General features: G+C 63.5%; 15 protein-coding genes. 7 read left to right on the top strand and 8 right to left on the bottom strand.

What is annotated here, in order from left to right; all coding sequences use genetic code 11:
• Positions 1-2: 2 nt before the first annotated feature.
• Genes drmB through ACFXKN_RS04600 form a run of 3 tightly spaced genes read left to right on the top strand, consistent with a single transcriptional unit; the run spans position 3 to position 4,563 of the window.
• A complete protein-coding gene (gene drmB, locus ACFXKN_RS04610; protein ID WP_379432416.1) occupies positions 3-1,877 on the top strand; it encodes a DrmB family protein in 1,875 nt (624 codons plus the stop codon).
• On the top strand, positions 1,874-2,974 hold the full coding sequence (locus ACFXKN_RS04605; RefSeq protein WP_379432415.1) for an AAA family ATPase: 1,101 nt from the start codon (positions 1,874-1,876) through the stop codon (positions 2,972-2,974). Before drmB ends, ACFXKN_RS04605 begins: the two co-directional genes overlap by 4 nt.
• The gene (locus ACFXKN_RS04600) at positions 2,971-4,563 is read left to right on the top strand and encodes a hypothetical protein (RefSeq protein ID WP_379432414.1); all 1,593 of its coding nucleotides are present in this window, start codon (positions 2,971-2,973) and stop codon (positions 4,561-4,563) included. Before ACFXKN_RS04605 ends, ACFXKN_RS04600 begins: the two co-directional genes overlap by 4 nt.
• 218 nt (positions 4,564-4,781) lie before the next feature.
• Here ACFXKN_RS04600 and ACFXKN_RS04595 read toward each other — a convergent pair whose 3' ends face one another.
• The 5 genes from ACFXKN_RS04595 to ACFXKN_RS04575 form a co-directional block, all read right to left on the bottom strand.
• The gene (locus ACFXKN_RS04595; RefSeq protein ID WP_379432413.1) at positions 4,782-5,366 is read right to left on the bottom strand and encodes a hypothetical protein; all 585 of its coding nucleotides are present in this window, start codon (positions 5,364-5,366) and stop codon (positions 4,782-4,784) included.
• 15 nt (positions 5,367-5,381) lie between these two features.
• Positions 5,382-7,049 (bottom strand): DEAD/DEAH box helicase family protein, encoded by a 1,668-nt coding sequence (locus ACFXKN_RS04590; protein WP_379432412.1) that lies wholly within the window; start codon positions 7,047-7,049, stop codon positions 5,382-5,384.
• A 12-nt stretch (positions 7,050-7,061) separates the two neighbouring features.
• Positions 7,062-9,365 (bottom strand): ATP-binding protein, encoded by a 2,304-nt coding sequence (locus ACFXKN_RS04585; RefSeq protein WP_379432411.1) that lies wholly within the window; start codon positions 9,363-9,365, stop codon positions 7,062-7,064.
• A gap of 252 nt (positions 9,366-9,617) precedes the next feature.
• Positions 9,618-10,394: a very short patch repair endonuclease gene (locus ACFXKN_RS04580; protein WP_379432410.1), complete on the bottom strand. Its 777-nt coding sequence runs from the start codon at positions 10,392-10,394 to the stop codon at positions 9,618-9,620.
• A gap of 2 nt (positions 10,395-10,396) precedes the next feature.
• Positions 10,397-11,791 (bottom strand): DNA cytosine methyltransferase, encoded by a 1,395-nt coding sequence (locus ACFXKN_RS04575; protein WP_379432409.1) that lies wholly within the window; start codon positions 11,789-11,791, stop codon positions 10,397-10,399.
• A 397-nt stretch (positions 11,792-12,188) separates the two neighbouring features.
• Between ACFXKN_RS04575 and ACFXKN_RS04570 the strand changes: the two genes are divergently transcribed.
• Positions 12,189-12,917 carry an Eco29kI family restriction endonuclease gene (locus ACFXKN_RS04570; RefSeq protein WP_379432408.1) on the top strand — a complete coding sequence of 243 codons (729 nt, stop codon included), beginning with the start codon at positions 12,189-12,191 and terminating at the stop codon, positions 12,915-12,917.
• Positions 12,918-12,927: 10 nt separating this feature from the next.
• Here ACFXKN_RS04570 and ACFXKN_RS04565 read toward each other — a convergent pair whose 3' ends face one another.
• Both ACFXKN_RS04565 and ACFXKN_RS04560 read right to left on the bottom strand, forming a co-directional pair.
• Positions 12,928-13,392: a hypothetical protein gene (locus ACFXKN_RS04565; protein WP_379432407.1), complete on the bottom strand. Its 465-nt coding sequence runs from the start codon at positions 13,390-13,392 to the stop codon at positions 12,928-12,930.
• 50 nt (positions 13,393-13,442) lie between these two features.
• Entirely contained in the window at positions 13,443-14,045 is a 603-nt protein-coding gene (locus tag ACFXKN_RS04560) for a GNAT family N-acetyltransferase (protein WP_379432406.1), read from the bottom strand.
• Between the two features lie 34 nt (positions 14,046-14,079).
• On the opposite strand from ACFXKN_RS04560, the gene ACFXKN_RS04555 reads away from it, so the two are divergent.
• From ACFXKN_RS04555 to ACFXKN_RS04545, 3 genes are all read left to right on the top strand, one after another.
• Positions 14,080-15,237: a cytochrome P450 gene (locus ACFXKN_RS04555; RefSeq protein WP_379432405.1), complete on the top strand. Its 1,158-nt coding sequence runs from the start codon at positions 14,080-14,082 to the stop codon at positions 15,235-15,237.
• Between the two features lie 92 nt (positions 15,238-15,329).
• Positions 15,330-16,388: a GAF domain-containing protein gene (locus tag ACFXKN_RS04550; protein ID WP_379432404.1), complete on the top strand. Its 1,059-nt coding sequence runs from the start codon at positions 15,330-15,332 to the stop codon at positions 16,386-16,388.
• Positions 16,389-16,549: 161 nt separating this feature from the next.
• Positions 16,550-16,918 carry a hypothetical protein gene (locus ACFXKN_RS04545; protein ID WP_379432403.1) on the top strand — a complete coding sequence of 123 codons (369 nt, stop codon included), beginning with the start codon at positions 16,550-16,552 and terminating at the stop codon, positions 16,916-16,918.
• Positions 16,919-16,977: 59 nt separating this feature from the next.
• Here the strand turns inward: ACFXKN_RS04545 and ACFXKN_RS04540 are convergent, their stop codons facing one another.
• Positions 16,978-17,172 (bottom strand): hypothetical protein, encoded by a 195-nt coding sequence (locus ACFXKN_RS04540; RefSeq protein WP_379432402.1) that lies wholly within the window; start codon positions 17,170-17,172, stop codon positions 16,978-16,980.
• Positions 17,173-17,218: the final 46 nt, after the last annotated feature.

Raw genomic sequence — 17,218 nt, 5'->3', positions numbered from 1 at the left:
AAATGCAACGCAAAATCAGGCAGTCGCAGACGATCGTCCCCTTCGGCGTCGGAGCGATCTTCGACTTCCAGGGCGAGTCGCTAGTGGGTTGTGACATCTTCAGGTGGGGTGCCCGAGGCGAGACGATACAAAGCGATCGGTTGGCCGCTGCTCTCGGCGTGACACAGTTTCGGGCAGCGCCGTCGATTGACAGCAATTCCTGGGCACCCTCAAAAGCTGGCGTACCGTACTCGCGCTTCCCGACCTGGCTGTTCTGCCAGAAGTGCCGCCGCATGACCCGGTGGAAGCGCTCGCTGGAGCAAGATGGAAAATCCCCGACCTGCGGTGGTTGTGCTGGCCGCAAGCCATTGGTGCCGATGCGTTGGATTCAGATCTGTCCCAAGGGGCACATGGACGACATCGACTGGCGACGGTGGGCACACTCCCGTAGCTCAACCCCTGACGCCCGCCAGTGCCAGAAGGACAGCCTGTGCTTCGAGACATTGCCGGGTAAGGGCGGTGGTGGCCTCGACACCCTCCAAGTTCGATGCCAAAGCTGCCAGAGCCGCCGAAACCTGATGGGTATAACCTCGAAAGGATCGCTCAAGTCCATCGGCGTCTCGTGCGGCGGCCGACAGCCCTGGCAACGCTTCGAGGAACGCGTCGACTGCGATGAGATTCCCCTGGCGGTTCAGCGCGGAGCCAGCAACGTGTACTTCCCGGTCGTCCACTCGTCTATCGAGATTCCGAATCCGTCGCGGTCGGACGCGAACAGCGAGAAGGCGATGGCCATCAAGGCTGACGACTGGTTCCGGCCTCTGATGACCACCAACGAAGAGTCTCCGATGTTCGGTCTCACTGTGCAGATGCTGGCAGAGAGGCACGACGTGGCCGAAGACTATGTGAAGGCTCTCGCTCGCGATGAGAAGCAGCGCGAGGCAGGGCGAGCGACAGCCGTCGAGGCGACACCTGGCGACCTGCTGAGCGAGGAATGGGCCGCGTTCCTGACCCCCTCGGACAATTCCGATGATCCGCACTTCCGGACTCGGCACGTTGGCCTGACAGCGGGCGCCGCTGACAGCAACGCCATTACGTCGTTGCTCACCGACCGCATCGACAAGGTGGTGTTGGCCGATCGGCTACGCGAGGTACGCGCGCTGGAGGGTTTCCATCGGGTCACACCGGGTGACAAAGACACCTTGGTGAAGGCCGCACTCAACCACCGAGTCAGCTGGTTGCCAGCTATCGACGTCGGCGGTGAAGGCATCTTCTTGTCATTGGACGAGAACCGTCTGAACGTCTGGGAGCAGCAGGATGACGTGCGCGCCCGCGTCGCGGAATTGGAAGGGCGCCTGGACGCCTCATTCATGGCACCGCGGCTGCGGGAACGGACGGGGCCGATCCTCAGCCCTCGCTACGTTCTACTGCACACTTTCGCGCACCTGATGATTCGCCGCTTGGCCTTCGAATCGGGCTACGCGGCCACGAGCCTGCGAGAACGCATATACGCCCGAAGCAGCTTGGAGGCGGACGGCACCGCCAAGCAAGCAGGCATCCTGATCTACACCGCTGCTGGTGATTCCGAAGGCACCCTGGGCGGCTTGGTGCGCCAAGGCGAGCCGCCTACCCTGCGAACCACCATTTTGGAAGCGTTGCAGGACGCCATGTGGTGTTCGTCTGACCCGCTCTGTAGCGAGAACCTGGCATCCACCTTCGCCAGCCTCAACATCGCGGCCTGCCACGCATGCTCGCTCGTGGCCGAGACGAGTTGTGAGAGCGGCAATTATCTGCTGGACCGAGGGATGGTGATCGGCAACGACAAGGTGCGGGGCTTCTTCAAGCCAGTGCTCGACGCGGCCATCGAGGCAGCGGTTGAGGGTGTCAGGAGCACAGGGTGAGGCTGCCCGCCTTCGAGGACCTATCCAAGGAACAGGACCTCATCTACAGCCTCGACCTCGACGGCAACTACCTGGTGAGCGGCCCCCCGGGGACCGGCAAGTCCGTGATGGCGCTATACCGCGCCCAGGCGTTGACTTTCGATGATCGCGAGCCAGCCGTGCTCATGTACTCGAAGGTGCTCCAGCAGTACACCGAGCAGGCGGCTAACGAGATGGACGTCGCCGGGTATGTCACCACCTTCCACAAGTGGTTCTGGGACTTCTGGCGACAGCATTACGGCACCAAACCCCCGACCATTACTGGCAGCTCCTACGAGGTCGACTGGGCTCAGATCGCCCAGCTGTTCATGGCCAACCCGCCGCAGCTGGGCGGCCTGGCGGACTTGATCGTCGACGAAGGTCAGGACCTATCGCTCGGCTTCTTCCGGATCGCGCGCTTCGTCGCCAAGAACATCACGGTCTTCGCTGACGAGAACCAGCAGCTGTTCGACAACAACACCACGTTGCACGAGATCGAGACCGCGATCGGGGCCCGCGAGCATCTGTCCCTTCTGCGCAACTACCGCAACACCGTCGAGATCGCGGCCGTGGCAGCCAAGTACTATTCCGGCGCTCCTACCGGACTTCCAGCCCCGCCGGAGCGCCACGGCGACAAGCCGACGCTGAAGCGCTACGCGAGCGTGGATGAATTCGTGGATTTCATCGCCCGTTACGGCAAGGCGCGCACCAACCTGACCATCGGAGTGGCCTGCGGCAACCATCCGCTGCAACGCAAGCTGTACCAGGCGCTGCTGAACCGCAAGTTGCCAGTTCCAGTTCAGCAGTACATCTCGAGCAACCCCCAGCACCGCATCCTCGACTTCGATTCGCCAGCTGTGACGTTGGTGCACTATAAGTCGCTCAAGGGTTTGGAGTTCGACGCGTTGTTCGTGCCCGAGCTGCAGCAGGTGACGGCCGATGCGACATCGGCGGCCACACGCATGATGTTCTATGTGGTGATGTCCAGAGCCTGCCACGAACTGCATCTGTCCTGGAGTGGTGCTTCGGGCGTGCCGGAGATTGTTGCTGACTTGACCGGCTTGGTACTGGAACAGTGATCGATGATGGTCAGGTCGAGCGCGACGGTTTCGGTGGCGACCGGCCCGAGGTCATGAAGTCCGCCCGCACGCGTGGATCAGCGAAGGCGAAGGTCGGGGAGCGTGCTTTCAACGAACCCGCTGAACCTTTGGCGCTCTTCGATGTTTCCGCGCAGTCCGAAGAGCCGCAGCCGGTCGAGGTCGCAGTGCCCGTTGAGCCGGTAGAAGAAGCTGATACAGGCGAAGTCGAATCTACTCCGGTGCAGGCGAACGAGCCCGAAACGGAGCACATCACATCGGACCAGCACGCTGCTGCGGATCCGTCATCATCTGAACCGGTTGAGGCGGTGTCCGAGCAGGAGACTGTCCCGGTGGAGGAACCGGCCTCCCTAGTCGCGTCCGCGCCGACGCGCTTGTTCTTCCTGACCAACCGTATGAACCTCATTGGTCTGCTCGGCTCGCGGTTGCTGGCACCGCGCGAGTCCTTCCGCAAGTACTACGCCGACCTTTTAGAGCTGTCTCCCGGGTGGGTGCCGCTACTCGTCGGTCCACCGCCAGTGCAGTTGATCGAGCGCGTGGTGGCCGAGCGTGGCGCTAGTGCGCCGGTCCTGGTTGAGCTATCCGAGGCCGCCCTGAACGGTAAACGGCTGGATGGGCGTGTCGTCTATTCGCGCGCGGTGGCGCTGGCCGACGTCAAAGCGATCCACTTCCCCGACGAGAAATCGCTTCGTGAGCATCGCTCTCGCCGTTACGGCAATGTCTTTCCACACGAGTGCTTGCTTCGGGTAAACCCCGAGTTGTTTTCCACGGAATCCGACGCTGAGGTTGTGATCGCGGCGCCAATGGAAGCGCCGGAGACTGATTGGTCGCGGATAGATCGCGTACGTGGAGCGATCAGCGCGGCGATGGCCGCCGCTGACAATGGCGAGGCGCTGGCGGTCGCGGCTGGCTTGCTCGGCGCCACCAGCCTGCCGAAGGACACCATCGTCCCGCCGTGGCTGAGTTGGTCCGGGCTGACCGGCGAAGTTGCCGAACCAACGAGCGAGACTGACGAGGAAAGAGCTGATCGACTTATCTTTCGGGCCGCCTACCGTGTGTTAGGTGAACGCGACCGATCCGAGTCATGGAGCCCGTCCGAGGTGTTGAAAGCGGCTGTCGCTGAGATCGCCGCAGCCAATCCGAGTGGTGAGGTCAACGCCATAATCGAACGCCATCTCCAGCGCGTGCGCGAGCTCGTGAATGTCGAGCGGGATTTCGAGCGCTTCCGGAACCCTGGCAGCCAGTACGTCGCCGCCAAATCGTTCGTGACGGTGCTGCTCCGGCCAGATCTGGGCCAGCTTTTGGAGTGGCCGGTCGAGGAAACCGGTATCGACGAGACGACGCGTGTCGTGGCCGCAGTACTCGCTGGCCGCTTGCGTGGCGTGGCACGTGAATCAGTCACGTTCCGGGACGCGGCACTAGATGACTACACCGCCGCTTGGGCGATCCAAACAGCGGCCGGCCAGACATCGACACTGGGCGTAGTCGAGTTCATAGCCGACGATGACGCGACCGCGGTAATAGTCGGCGGTGTTCGGCTAAAGACCTCGTTGCCACTGCGATCGAGGTAATCGCGCGTTCGGTGGAAGTTTATACATCAACCTGATTCTGATCGCGAAGCTGGTGACTGGATACAACTGACCGCCTCAAACCTGCTCCGCCCGGCGAATTTCGGCGAGCAGGTCTGGGGGCGGGGACTTTCCCGAGTGATGTCACATTCGCAACCGTTGTGGACATAGTTCATCCACATTGGACCCTGACCGGCACAGTTGATACGCCGGGTTGATTCCTAGCCTGTCGGGGTCAGCTTTCGACTGACGTGGGCTATCCGGAGGCCGCAGCGAGCGGCGACGGCATTCTGGAAGTCCTCTTCCTGTGTCAGCTGCGGATGGCCGGTGCGGGTCGTGACAATGATCAGAGGTGTTTCCGACGAGTTGACGGCCGCACCGAGGGCGGCCCAAATCAGATCCTTGAAGGTATGGGGCGCGCCCCAGCACACATAGCGCTCGTGCTCTCCGTCGGTGGCCATGCAGTGCATGGGCTTTTCCTTCACCGACTGTGGCACCAGATCCCAGGAAGGGCCGAGACCTTGCTTCACGAGCGTGTCGTGCGGGGGGAACCGCTTTGTGGCGCACGACGCGTAGGTGCCGATTCCTTCCAGTGCTCGGACGTATTCCTTCATCGGCCCGTCCTTGATCCAGACACGGACATCGCCAACGGGGAGGTACCCCACGAGGATGCCGCCGATTTTCTTGTCATCTACCCACTTCGCGTAGTAGTTGGCGCGTTCACGGTCGGTGAGTAGATCCCAGTCGATGTCCTCGGCTCGTTGGTAGAGCTCGGTGGCGACTTGGACTTGGATGGGCTTGGGCACTTTCGGGGGCATTGATCACCGCTGACTGGTCATGGTTTGGTCTGGGAACTGGAGGCGGACCTCGTCGTAGGCTGTCTCGAGGCTGGCGGCGTCCTTGATCCATTCTTCCATGAGGGAGGCCACTCGCTGGTCGGTGAACTCGACACGGGATGGTGTGATGCCCTGGAGTTCCTCAGTATTCGCGGAGTCGGCGACCGCGCGTTTTATGTTCAGGGCTGCTGCCACGCGCCGGAGGTCGCTGACGAAGTCGAGGACGGCGACCCGTTCCTTGCCCTCGCGAAGGCGCAGACCGCGGCCCAGTTGCTGGATGAAGATGCGACGACTGTGGGTGACACGCGCGAAACACAGGATGTTGACATCCGGCACGTCGACACCTTCGTTGAGAATGTCCACAGAGGTCAGGATGGGGACCTCGCCGGAGCGGAACGCCAAGAGGCGGGATTGGCGTTCGCGCTTGGAGAGCTCGGCGTGGATGGCCAGGGCGCCCGACCAATTCGGAGTGCGGCGCAGGAGATCGGCGAGACGTTCCGCGTGGTCGATGGTGCGGCAGAAGACCAGAGCCCGGGGATTGGGCGTGGTTCCCCATACGGCCGCCAGCTCGTCGCGGACGGCCTCATCGCGCTGGGGGAGGAAGAGTCGGGCGTTGAGTTCGCCCAAGCTGTAATCGTGCTGGCTGGCTGAACGGACCACGTCCCAGTCGACGTTGTCAACGAAGAGGCGGTAGTCGACCTGAGCGAGGTAGCTCCGGCGCATGCCCTCTTCGATGCCGATCTTCACGACGGGTTCACCGAACCGGTGCGTGATGTCGTATTCGTCGCCGCGCCAAGGCGTAGCGGTGAGGCCTATTTGCCGGGAGTCGGTAAGCAGGTCGAGCAGCTCGCCATATTGTCCGTCCTCCCCGACGTGATGAGCTTCGTCCACCACGACCAGTGCGGGGCGATATCCGCGCCGAACCATGTAGAGAGCGCTACCGAGGGTGGCGCAGGTGACGCCGGAGAGATCGTCGGGACGCTCTTCTCCTGTGACTAGCCGGGTTTTCACGGTTTTGGGCAGGTGACGCCAGAGAGCGCGTTCGAGTTGATCGACTAGATCCTTGGTGTGGGCGACAACCAGGACCAAGTCGTTTGGCCGCCGACGAAGGTGCTCGTCGATAACCTCCGCCCCGACGATAGTTTTACCCAAGCCGGTGGCCAGGATGACCAACGCTCGGCTGGTGGTGTTCAGTCCGCCGACGGCGTTGTCGATCGCGATCCGCTGGTAATTGCGCGGGGTGACGGTCCCGAAGCGCTCGGGTACCTTGGCCCAGGCCTTTCGGAGGGTATCGCCGGGCCATTCGTGGATTTGGGGACCGATCAGCGCGAGTCGGTCGATGCGGCGCTTGGCGTCCACGCCGAGGACGGTGTTGGTGACCACGGCGGCCTTGTCTCGACGGTAGTGTTCGCGGGCCCGGGCGACCTCGTCGACGCCATCAGCGGAGATCGGGCCTTGTTTCCGCCACTTGCACTGTAGGACCCAGTCCTGCCCCGAGGCGCTAGCCAGGATGTCGCCACCCTGATCTCCGGAGCCATCGATGTTGGCGACCTCGGTGAATCCCATGTGCCACAGCAATCTCTCGATCTGGCGCGGGAATTGGTTGGGGCCCAGCTCACGCAGAAAACCGGGTCCGAGGAAACCGTCAGTCATGATGGATGGTCCTCATTCGCTGTCGGCGAGGTCACGTTCGACCAGCAGGCAACTGAGCCGGATCCGCGCGAGTTCGTCGAGGTCGAGTTTCGGCTGGTGCTCGGCCATTACCGCGAGGTCGCTCACCAAGCCGGTCAGGCGCGTGAGCACCAAGGCGCGCGATTCCTGGTCGGTCAGGTTGGAGTAGGGGCGGTGGAACACCTTTCCGTCGAGAAAAGCGTCCGGGCGCAGTTCGAGCAGTCGCACGACGGCATTGGGAGGCAAGAAGGGGACGAAGTCCCCGGCCTCGATGGCGGATTCCCACCCGCCGTTCCCGCCCTCGACGACGAATCGCTGCTGGGCGCGGACCTTCTCGGATTCCTGAAGCATGTCCCAGTAGCCGGTGGGTGCCCCACCCTTGATTTCACGCTGCATCGCGTCCTTGACGCGGTCGAGCAGGCGGGTGGCGCGGGCGGTCAACGCTTCCGCGGTGACCTTCTGGTCGGTGGCGCGGCTCTTCAGGTCCATCAGGACTGTCGAGAGTGGTTTGGTCGCGCCACGCGCGACTCGGATCCACTCGGCCAGTTCCACCATGGCCATATCGCGGAAATCGACACCGTACTCGGTGAACAGGGAATGCGTGATGTCGACGAAGATCTCGACGTCGGGGGCTTTGCGAAGGTGGGCGAACAGCGGCACGTTCGTCCCCTTCTGGTCGGCGAGTGTGACGCCCTTGACCGCCCATACGGTCAACGACACCGAGCCGTGTCCCTTGACCTCGTACTCACCTGACAGGTCCAGGACTTGCGCCCCGGCCGCTCGATAATCCGCCAATCGATCATCGAGTGTCTTGGCAACGGGAGCGGGGGTCACGGGCGAAGGGGAGGGCGAGACACTGGTGGGCGTAGCGGTCGGCCCCTGACCGAGTCCCATGGCCGCGAACGGATCCGCGTCGCCGTCGTCCGGGTCGACCGTCACCGGGTGATCATTGAGATAGGCCGCCTCATACCACTTTTCGTCGGTTTGGTAATCGGGGTCGCCCTTACGGAATTTCTCGGCCCACTCGATGGCCCTGTCGAACAGGACCTTGCCCCCGGCCCCTGGGAGCAGGTAGTTCAGGCCGGCGTCGTCCCGGCGGAATCCCGTGTACAGCCGACCGAGGTGGCTGTCATTGGTCCGCCGGTAGAGCTGGAGTGCCTTCTTCTCCTTCATTGGGACAGTGCCTCGAATCGTGCGGACCAGCTTGATCCACTCCGGGCTTTCCTCGATGAAGCGAGTTTTGGTGTAGTACACCGGCACGTGATCGCAATGGATCTCACCGACGATGCGCCCCTTGCCCCCGCGGATACTGTCGATGGGGTATTCGAGGTCGGGGCCTTCGATGCCATCAGGGTCTTCCCACGAGAAGAGCTTCTTGTCGCGGGTGAGGATCTTTCGTCCGTTGCGCAGGAAGTCGAGGCCGTAGTCGTTCGCGTGGTGATAGCGCTGGATGCCGACCCAGCCCCAGATCCGTCGTTCACGCTCCTGGATGTCAGTGCTCTCGCAGTCGTCGCACTTGTCCGCCCCGCTGGGGCTCCACCAGCCGCAGTTGAAGCAAGCCATAGCGGGGAGCAGGCGTTCATCGAACTCGATGACGGCGGGGATGGTGTTGCCCTTGCGGGTCACGGTCCGGGAGGCGTCCCAGACACACGGCAGTCTTGGCTGGGTCTTCTTGCCGTTCACGGTGATCAGGAAGCCGCGCTCCCGGAGCAGGTAGGAATAGACGTCCCCCAACTGTTCCCTCAGCTTGTCACCGCGGCGCACCAGTTCGTGCCACTGGTCGGTCTTCAGGTTCTTGATGATGATCTGAGTGCCGTGCTCGTCGGGCGATGCCTTGGGCTCCTGACGGGCTGGCACCTTGTAGGTGCCGCCCTTGACCAACGCGTCGAGGTCCAGGTCGAGCACGGTCCAGGACGGGTCGCCGGCCCGCGTCGTCCGGATGGTCGTGAGACGACCGAGGCGAGCCGTCGCGATGTTGAAGCCCATCCCGTACAGGCCGAGCGCACCGTAGCGGGCATTGCCGGACCAGCCCGCCCGCACGGCGTTGTTCAGGGTCGGGAGGTCCATACCTCGGCCGTTATCGGTGACCCAGACTTCAGCGGTGCGCGCGTTCCCCTCTTTGCCAGGCAAGTTCACGCTCACGGTGGGGCGCTCACCGTGAGCGGACGGGCTCGACAGGAACTCGTCGAACGCGTTATCGACGAGCTCTGACAGGCATTGCAGCGGACTGAACTCGATGTCCCCCAGGACGGTCAGAATCCGCGGATGCGGCTCGATGTTGACGAACTGCTCTGTCACAGGTCTCCCCTTCTGCCCGCCCGGCGTGGCTTGCCGCCACAGGTTAGCGCGCACCACCGACATGCCGCCGTGATCCTGTGTGAGCTGGGGCAACTGGTGCCGAACTAGATGGTCTCGCCGAATCAGATTGCGGCGCAGAATGATCGCCAGCCGATTCGTACGGAGGGACGCTGCGGTTCTCGCCGTGGGATTGAGGAAATCTCCCGAGCGTGCGTGGGAGAGCCATACATTACGAAGATTCCTGTAGCCCGATTACCGACGGGATGTGCGGCGGTGGCTGAGGAGCGCGGTTTGGATGCGGTCGGCGGCCTCGTCCGAGTTCTCGTGCTCCCATACTCGGATCACGCGCCAATCGGCCTCTTCGAGCCGTGTCGATGTGTCGCGGTCACGGTCCTGATTAGCCTCGATCTTCGTGCTCCAGAACTTCGAGTTCTTGATCGCCGGTCGATGGTGTAATGGACAGCCGTGCCAGAAGCACCCGTCCACGAAGACGGCTACGCGATCGGCGGCGAAGACAATGTCGGCCGTACGGCGAAGCGTCGCTATCGGTCTAGCGTCAACCCTGTACCGCAGGCCACGGCGGTACAGCTCCCTCCGCAACGCCATCTCAGGTCCGGTGTCGCGCCTACGGTTCGCGCGCATGACCGCGCGCACCGCGGCAGATGACGCCGTCGACGCCGGAGGCAGTGGGCGGTCGCCCACTAACTTCTGGGAGTGGGCCTCGCGCCACGCCTGGATCAGGTTGTCCTTGCGCGAGTCGTGTGTGACCTCGCAGATGTATCGTTCCTCGGATTTGCCGTCGCGCGACCAACGCAAGTACGCGCGGATTCGGCGAGTGCGTCGATATACGCGCAGGTAGATAGATCCTCGCGCGAACCGTCCGTCGCCGAGATCCACGTTCCGGTGGTTCCGCCCACCGGCCGCGCGATCTTGCTCGACCGCTGGAGCGACAGCGCCTTCCATCCGCTTGTAGGCCCGCGCGGATGGCAGTCGCTCGTTCCATCGGTGTTCCGCGGCCCGCGAGAGCATCGTCAGCGTGCTGCTACGAGCACGTCATCGGTGGCGGCTTCCGATGCTTCCGCCGCGGTGAGGGCATCGGCGACGGCCGAGGCGAAGAACTCACCGAGCACTACGGGTACGGCGTTGCCGAGTTGCCGCATCTGCTCGCCCCGGGGCCCGGACCCTAGCCATTCGTCAGGGAACGTCATCACGCGCGCGGTCTCTCGCACGGTCATGTACCGATGCAGGTATCGCCAACCGTCGGGGGATTCGGAGTCGGCGACGCGGTCGTCGAGCAGCATGACCGACTCGCCGCCCGGCACGCCGTGCACGCCGGCCTTGACGGTTTTCGCTGGTCGGTCGAGTTCGTTGGGGGTGTGCCCCTTGTAGATTCGCGCGCCCGGCCATCCGACGTGGTGGTCGACGCCGATCTCCGAACCGAAGTCGTACTTCTCGTCAAGTCGGTTCAGATCGACCGGGGGCAGCTGTGTAAGGCGAGTGTCCGTGCCATACCCGTTGATCGCGTCGCGCAGCGTGCGCCAGGGCAGGCAGTCGTCCTCCTTCACGAATTTCGGTATGCGCGCCTCGACGCGCTCCTTCACGTGAACCGGGACATCGGGGTGTCGGCCCCAATATTCGCCGTCTCGGATGGAGCGGAACAACGCGGCTTCGGAGTACCTCGGTGTCTTGACGTGCTTCTCGAAGGCTTCGACATCGATACCGAGGTCCGCCCTGAACGCGACGATCACGACCCGGTTGCGCACTTGTGGAACGCCGTAGTCGGCGGCGTTGACCGGAACCACGACGACCTTATAGTGGTCGCGATGGCTGTCGTTGTCGGAGAGCGTGGCGAGGATTTCCTGCAGGTGGGAATTGTGGTCTTGCCATCGCGTCGAATCTTTCCGCTTCTCGAACGGGAGCTGTAATTCGTTGACGATGTATTGGAAGTAGTCGGCGAATGAGGGGCGGAGGAGGCCTCGGACGTTCTCGCAGATCACCACCTTCGGGCGGATCTGGCGTATGGCTTCGAACATCGCCGGAAACATGTTGCGCTTGTCCTCGTCGCCCTTGGCGACGCCACCAGCACTGAACGGCTGGCAAGGGGGGCCTCCCGCGAGCACGTCGACCTCGCCCTCGAATGCCGTGAGAACAAGGTTCTGGACGTCGGCCGGATACAGCGGCGCCGGTTGCCCCTCCTTGGGAGGTTTGGGGAAACGACCATCCATTTCGTCCAGTTGGTTCAGTCCGTCGGTCCCGAGCGTCTTCTTCGCGCTGGCCATGAGCGTCTCACAAGCCCGCTTGTTGAACTCGTTGAACAGCAAGGGGCGGAAGCCGGCCTGATGGACGGCCATAGCGAGGCCGCCTCCACCCGCGAACAGCTCAACGCTGGTCCGTTGCCGCTTTGCTTCTCCTCGCTGGTCATTCATGGGCAAACCATACCGCGGAGCTATCCCCCTAGCGGCACCAAGCGTGGTGAGTCGGACGAAAGTTGTTGGGGCCAACCGGGTTTCTCCCCAGGGGGATTCGAAGGGATCAAGATCGGTGATTGCGCCGACCGGCAGGTGCCCGCCGCCGTAACTCAAGACCCTATCGCCGAGACACTGAGCTTCGGCTCGGCGTCGCGCCCGGAGAACTGCCCGCGGTTCCGCTGACCACTTACAGTCCGAAAGTAGGACATCGGGCTCGGAGACGAGCTGCAGAATTTCAGGGGCTCCGAGGCGGGTGACTAGTCCCCGGCAGCCCCGCGAGTTGGCCGTCGCGTGTCAAAGACCGATAAGGTTCTCTCGATCAGTGCGACGGTAGGGAGCGGGGCCGGTGGTGCAAGTGGCGCAGACAGAGGAAGAATCGCAGCCGCGACCGCCGAGCAGGCCGAAGAAGGCCCGAAAGCCGAAGAATTGGCGCGAGAACGCGGCGACTCCGACGCCGTACAACCCGCTCGACCTGGTCAACCTCGGGCGGAGTGTTGAGCGGGAACTACTTCAGCGGGACCGGGAGCCACTTGGCTCCGTGGCCTTGATGACCGGTGCGGGTGTCTACGCGCTGTACTACACCGGTGACAACTCGCTCTACCAGGCGATCAGTGGGACCGAGAAGCCGATCTACGTCGGTCAGGCTCGCCCGGAGGGAACACGGAAGGGGAACGTCGACGCATCGAAGATCGGCTGTCCCCTGTGGGATCGCCTCCACGAGCACAGGGAGTCCATAGATCAAGTCGAGAGCCTGGATGTCGCCGACTTCGCCGTCCGGTACCTGGTGGCGATCGAGGTCTTCGTAGCCCTGGCCGAGGGAGTCATGATCAATGACTCTCGACCAGTCTGGAACACCGTCGTCGACGGATTCGGCAACCACGACCCGGGAGCGGCGCGCCGAAAGGATGGAAGGCGTCCGCCGTGGGACGAGCTTCATCCCGGGCGATGGTGGTCCCACCCGCTCCACATGCCGACAGCTAGCCTGATCCCCGCCGAATCGTCGCGCCAGCGGATCATCGATCACTTCGCTGGCAAAATTGTTCCAGACCTGTCCGCCGATGGCATCGAGATCGAAGCCGACTGAGCACCGCAGTCTAGGTGTAGCACTCACAAAGTTCGGACGGCGGAGGAACACCGAGCGCCAGGTTCTTCAATGCGGATTCGACCGCGTCGGTGAACGAATCGGTGTCGTGACCCTCGGCAAGAGGATCGCTACCTTCGACCCCGTCATACAGGCCGATCAACCAGTGCAGTATCTCGGCTCGCTCGTCGGCAAGACCTGGATCGGCCGACGTGACCAGCAGCTGCAGCGGGTGATTCGTGCCGGGAACGGTTCCCATGGTCGCCTCAATCGCCATACAGCCACCACCCGTGTTAACGACCTCTCCGACCACATCAAAGCGTGTTGCCAGCGATGCCAGTTCTGGTGCGTATATCAGCGCGAGCTGGGCCTCGTACTCGGCGATGCGGTCGTCACGGTCGTTCATAAGATCGACTCCACTCTCGTTGTCGCTTCCAGTGTGGCGCACCAGCGCGCGTCGCGGTCCGACGATATCCACGGTCCGAACCTGCCGAACGATCAGAACTAGGTAGGCCGCACAGCACAGTGTCACATGTTGCGGGCCATTGCCCACATGGCCGGTTCGTCGCCTGCTGGCAGGGAAAATGTCTCGGCAACTCGGAATCCGAACTTCTCGTAATAGGTGATGTTCTCTTCGCGAGTGCAGACAAGAAAGGCCGCGGTCTGGAGACCGGCGAGACGGTCGGTGATCAGGCGGGTGCCGTATCCACTCCCTTGCAGCGTGGGTGTTGTACCGATGTTGGCCAGGTACCAATGCTCGGGATTAGCGGGATGGTGTTTGTCGAGGGTGCGACGGATCGTGATAGCCGCTGGCGCGCGGGTGCGCAGGGCGGGAAAAAGGTCGGGGACGGCACGCAGGGTCCGCAAAATCCCAAGGTCCCAGCGGCCTGGAGGGTCCCATACGGCGACCGCGCCGACCGCGTCGTCAGCATCGGTTGCAACCTGGACGCCGCCGCCAGGAATGTGGAAGTGCCGCAAGGACGCGGCGAAGTACTTCGGCAGAGCCTCATCTCGTTGAGGTGGGCTCGGCCAGATCGCGGACATGAGTGGATCGTCGCGGAATGCCTCGGCGAGAACGGTGGCGCAGGCGGGGATGTCGGCGGTGGTGGCGACGCGGGTGGTGATCGGCACGGCAAACACTCCTGGTCGTTGGCACACTAGAGGCATGGACATGGGGCGGTGCCCGTTCGAGGCGGGGATCCACGGCGTTGATCCGTTGCACGAGGATCTGCGGACTCGTGGGCATGGTGTGCACGAGGCGCAGTTGCCGGATGGGTCACCGGTGTGGGTGGTCACCGGATGGGAGGCGGTGACCACATTACTGGCCGATCCGCGGATGTCGGCGTCGAAATCGGACTCGACCACCGGGTTCCGGGGCCAGAACCTTCCGCCCGCGTTGGACCAGAATCTGCTCAATCTCGACGGGGCGCAGCATCGGCGCGTGCGGAAATTGGCGTCAGCGGCGTTCGCGTCGGCCCACCACCCCAGACATGAGCAGGTGGTTCGAGACGCGGTCACCGAACTAGTCGATGCGATGCCGACCGTGGGCGAGATCGATGCGATGGGCGGGCTGTGTGAACCGTTGCCGCCGCGGGTGATCGGCACGTTGCTCGGCTTGCCGGACGACAAGCTCGACGCGTTCCGGGAGGCTGCGCGGCCGATGTTCTTGATCGATAGCTCGCACGAGGGTGAGGCGGTGCGGGGGGCGATGACGACGATGTTGATGCTGGTGGCGGGCGTGATCGAGGCCAAGCGCCGCGATCCGGGCGAGGATCTGATCTCGCGATGGGTGACCGCGAGGGATGGGGCCGATCGGCTCAGCGAAGAAGAACTGATCAGCCTGGCATTCGCAGTGATCATCGGCGGATTCGAGAACGTCACGACATTGACGGCGGCAGTTCTGGATGAACTGGTCCGCAACCGCGGCGAGCAAGCCCGCGCGGTGCTGGACTCGCCGCCGGAGTTCGCGCGACTGGTGCGAGCGGTCATCGGGGTGGCGGCCCCGGTGAACTACGCGTTGCGCAGGTTCCCGCTAACCGATATCGAGGTCAACGGTGTTCGGATCCCGCGGGGGCACACGGTGTTCCTGTCGTTACGGTCGGCGCATCTGGACCCGGGTCGCGGGCGTCACGATCTGGTGTTCGGGCACGGTCGGCACTTCTGTATCGGCGCGGCATTGGCCGAGATGCAGGTCGTGCACGCCGCGCGCGCGATGTTCGGCAAGTATCCGACGCTGCGGCCGGTCAAAGCCCGGGAATCGTATCGATTGCGGGAGTCGTGGCTGACCTACGCCTTCGCCGAGCTGCCGCTTCAGACTGTCTGACCAGCGCGGACGACGCGATGTGGAATATGGGTGCTCTACGATAAAGGTGTAGGGCTCAACCATGGAGGACCAACACCTCGGGGGTTGGCGCGATGTCGGCACATGGATGGACGCTGGTCGAAACCCTGGAGCCGGGCAGGCTCGGTGTCGTCGCGCGCGATCATCAAGCCCGTGAACGAACCTCGTTGGACCGAGTCGTGCAGGACCGGATCGCATCCGGTCGAGCCCCGGCACGGGAGGCGACGGAGTGGCTCGAAACGCTGATCACCGAGATGCGCACCCACCCCGAAATGGCTGCCTCAGAACGAGTATTGCGCAATGGTCAGACGGTCCATGCCCGGCTGGTGCCGGTGATCGGCCCGGGCAAGGTGCTTCATGGCGTGCACGTGTGGCTGGGGAACGATGCGGCGAGACCGGAGCGCGAGCCTGTGTCGGCGTTCGCGTTCACCTGGGATTCGCGTGAGCGCCTCGCCGAGATCCCCGGTCTGACGAACGGGTCGGATCGGTCGAGTCTGACCGCGCCGGAGATCTTCCGATTCCTCGAGCCGGTGGACGGGTTGGCGTTGATCAGGGCTTTGCTGTCGCCGGAGCCCGCGGCGAGTTGGTCTGGTGCTGTCACGACGACGGTCGGTGAGCAGAAACGTCCTGGCCACGTGGTCATGGTGGCGCAGCTTCCGGATCGGTGGCGTGGTCTGTTGTTCGAGACCTCGCAGTCGGCGGCGGCGATGAGCTTGGAAGCGGCTGCGCTGGCGGCGATTCCACGGATGTCGCAGGTCCACATGGCGCTGGTCGACCTGGCCAAGATGCGGTTGCTGCGGTGGATCACCGACCCGTTGCCCGAAGTCCAATGGAAAGGGCAGGTCGACAATCGCGACACCCCACACCCCGACGACGTGCAACGCATCTTCGCCTCCGCAGCCGAGACCTTCGCCGGGAGAACGGAATCGTCGGTGGTGAACGGCATCCGGTTGCGGCGTCGTGGTGGGGGCTGGGTCGTCGTCGACGGCAGCGGCGCGATCGTCCGGGGTGGTGACGATGGGCCCGCGCTCGCGCTGATCCAGATGCGGTTGGTCGGCTACTCCGACGAACCCGACCCGGTCTCTCCCACCGATAACGGGCACCCCGGACTCGACGCTGTGGACGAAAACTAACACTGGCCAGGGACAACAGCCTCACCGTACGGTCGGGTACCGTGTTGGCAGGGGTTAATAGCTCTGCTGCCCGGTACCAGTCTCTGACGGACGCCGGATGAAACGCTCGAGCTATCGATGGCCGAGCGTGTTCTCATCCAGGCGACCGGGGAGTGCTGACGATGTCGACCACGAAAGAACGTGCACGCGCGAGGGACATCGGCGCGGGCGTGAGCATCAAACTCAATCAGTTGTTCGCCGCGGGTCATCCGCGAGGCGGCGACGAGGAATCCAATGCCGATGTCGCAGCGGCGGTCAGCGGTGTGCTCGACAGGCCGATCAGCGGCAGTGAGATCGCGGCACTGCGCGCCGATACCCACGAGGCTGCCGGCGATTCGGCGGTGCTCGCTGCGGTGGCCGAGCACTTCGGAATGCCTGCTGGGTTCCTCGTCCAGGATGACGGGACGCACGATCTAGCGGCAGCGCAGACCGATATGTTGCGGGTGCTGGAATTGATCCGCGATCTCGGCGCCGCTTCGGGCCGATTGTGATCGAAGTCAGCGAATGCCGGGCTTCGGGCGGAGGCGCAACGCAGGGTAGAACGAAGACTTCAGGATTTCCTGGCCTGACGCACTAGGTCTCGTGCTGTTTGGGTCGGCAGGTCGATGCCAGTCGCCTGCTTGTACTGGCGTTTCACCGCTGCGATTGCATCGGACTCAGTGCCCTCCAATGGCACCTGCACGTTCGCCGACAGCTTCTGCTCGAGGTCTCGCAGTGCCTTCTGGTTGATCGTCACCTTCGCCATCGCATCCTCCTGGTCGTCGCAGGAGGCGCCGTGCCTGGCCTGTATC

It is taken from the genome of Nocardia sp. NPDC059195 (assembly GCF_042754695.1).
GTDB lineage: Bacteria > Actinomycetota > Actinomycetes > Mycobacteriales > Mycobacteriaceae > Nocardia.
Note: the sequence above shows the minus strand (reverse complement) of the source record. Positions and strands in the feature narration are given on the sequence as shown.

Coding starts and splice junctions, on each gene's coding strand:
- drmB (WP_379432416.1), top strand. CDS start 3: ATGCAACGCAAAATCAGGCAGTCGCAGACGATCGTCCCCTTCGGCGTC.
- ACFXKN_RS04590 (WP_379432412.1), bottom strand. CDS start 7,049: ATGACTGACGGTTTCCTCGGACCCGGTTTTCTGCGTGAGCTGGGCCCC.
- ACFXKN_RS04580 (WP_379432410.1), bottom strand. CDS start 10,394: ATGCTCTCGCGGGCCGCGGAACACCGATGGAACGAGCGACTGCCATCC.
- ACFXKN_RS04575 (WP_379432409.1), bottom strand. CDS start 11,791: ATGAATGACCAGCGAGGAGAAGCAAAGCGGCAACGGACCAGCGTTGAG.
- ACFXKN_RS04555 (WP_379432405.1), top strand. CDS start 14,080: ATGGACATGGGGCGGTGCCCGTTCGAGGCGGGGATCCACGGCGTTGAT.
- ACFXKN_RS04550 (WP_379432404.1), top strand. CDS start 15,330: ATGTCGGCACATGGATGGACGCTGGTCGAAACCCTGGAGCCGGGCAGG.
- ACFXKN_RS04545 (WP_379432403.1), top strand. CDS start 16,550: ATGTCGACCACGAAAGAACGTGCACGCGCGAGGGACATCGGCGCGGGC.
- ACFXKN_RS04540 (WP_379432402.1), bottom strand. CDS start 17,172: ATGGCGAAGGTGACGATCAACCAGAAGGCACTGCGAGACCTCGAGCAG.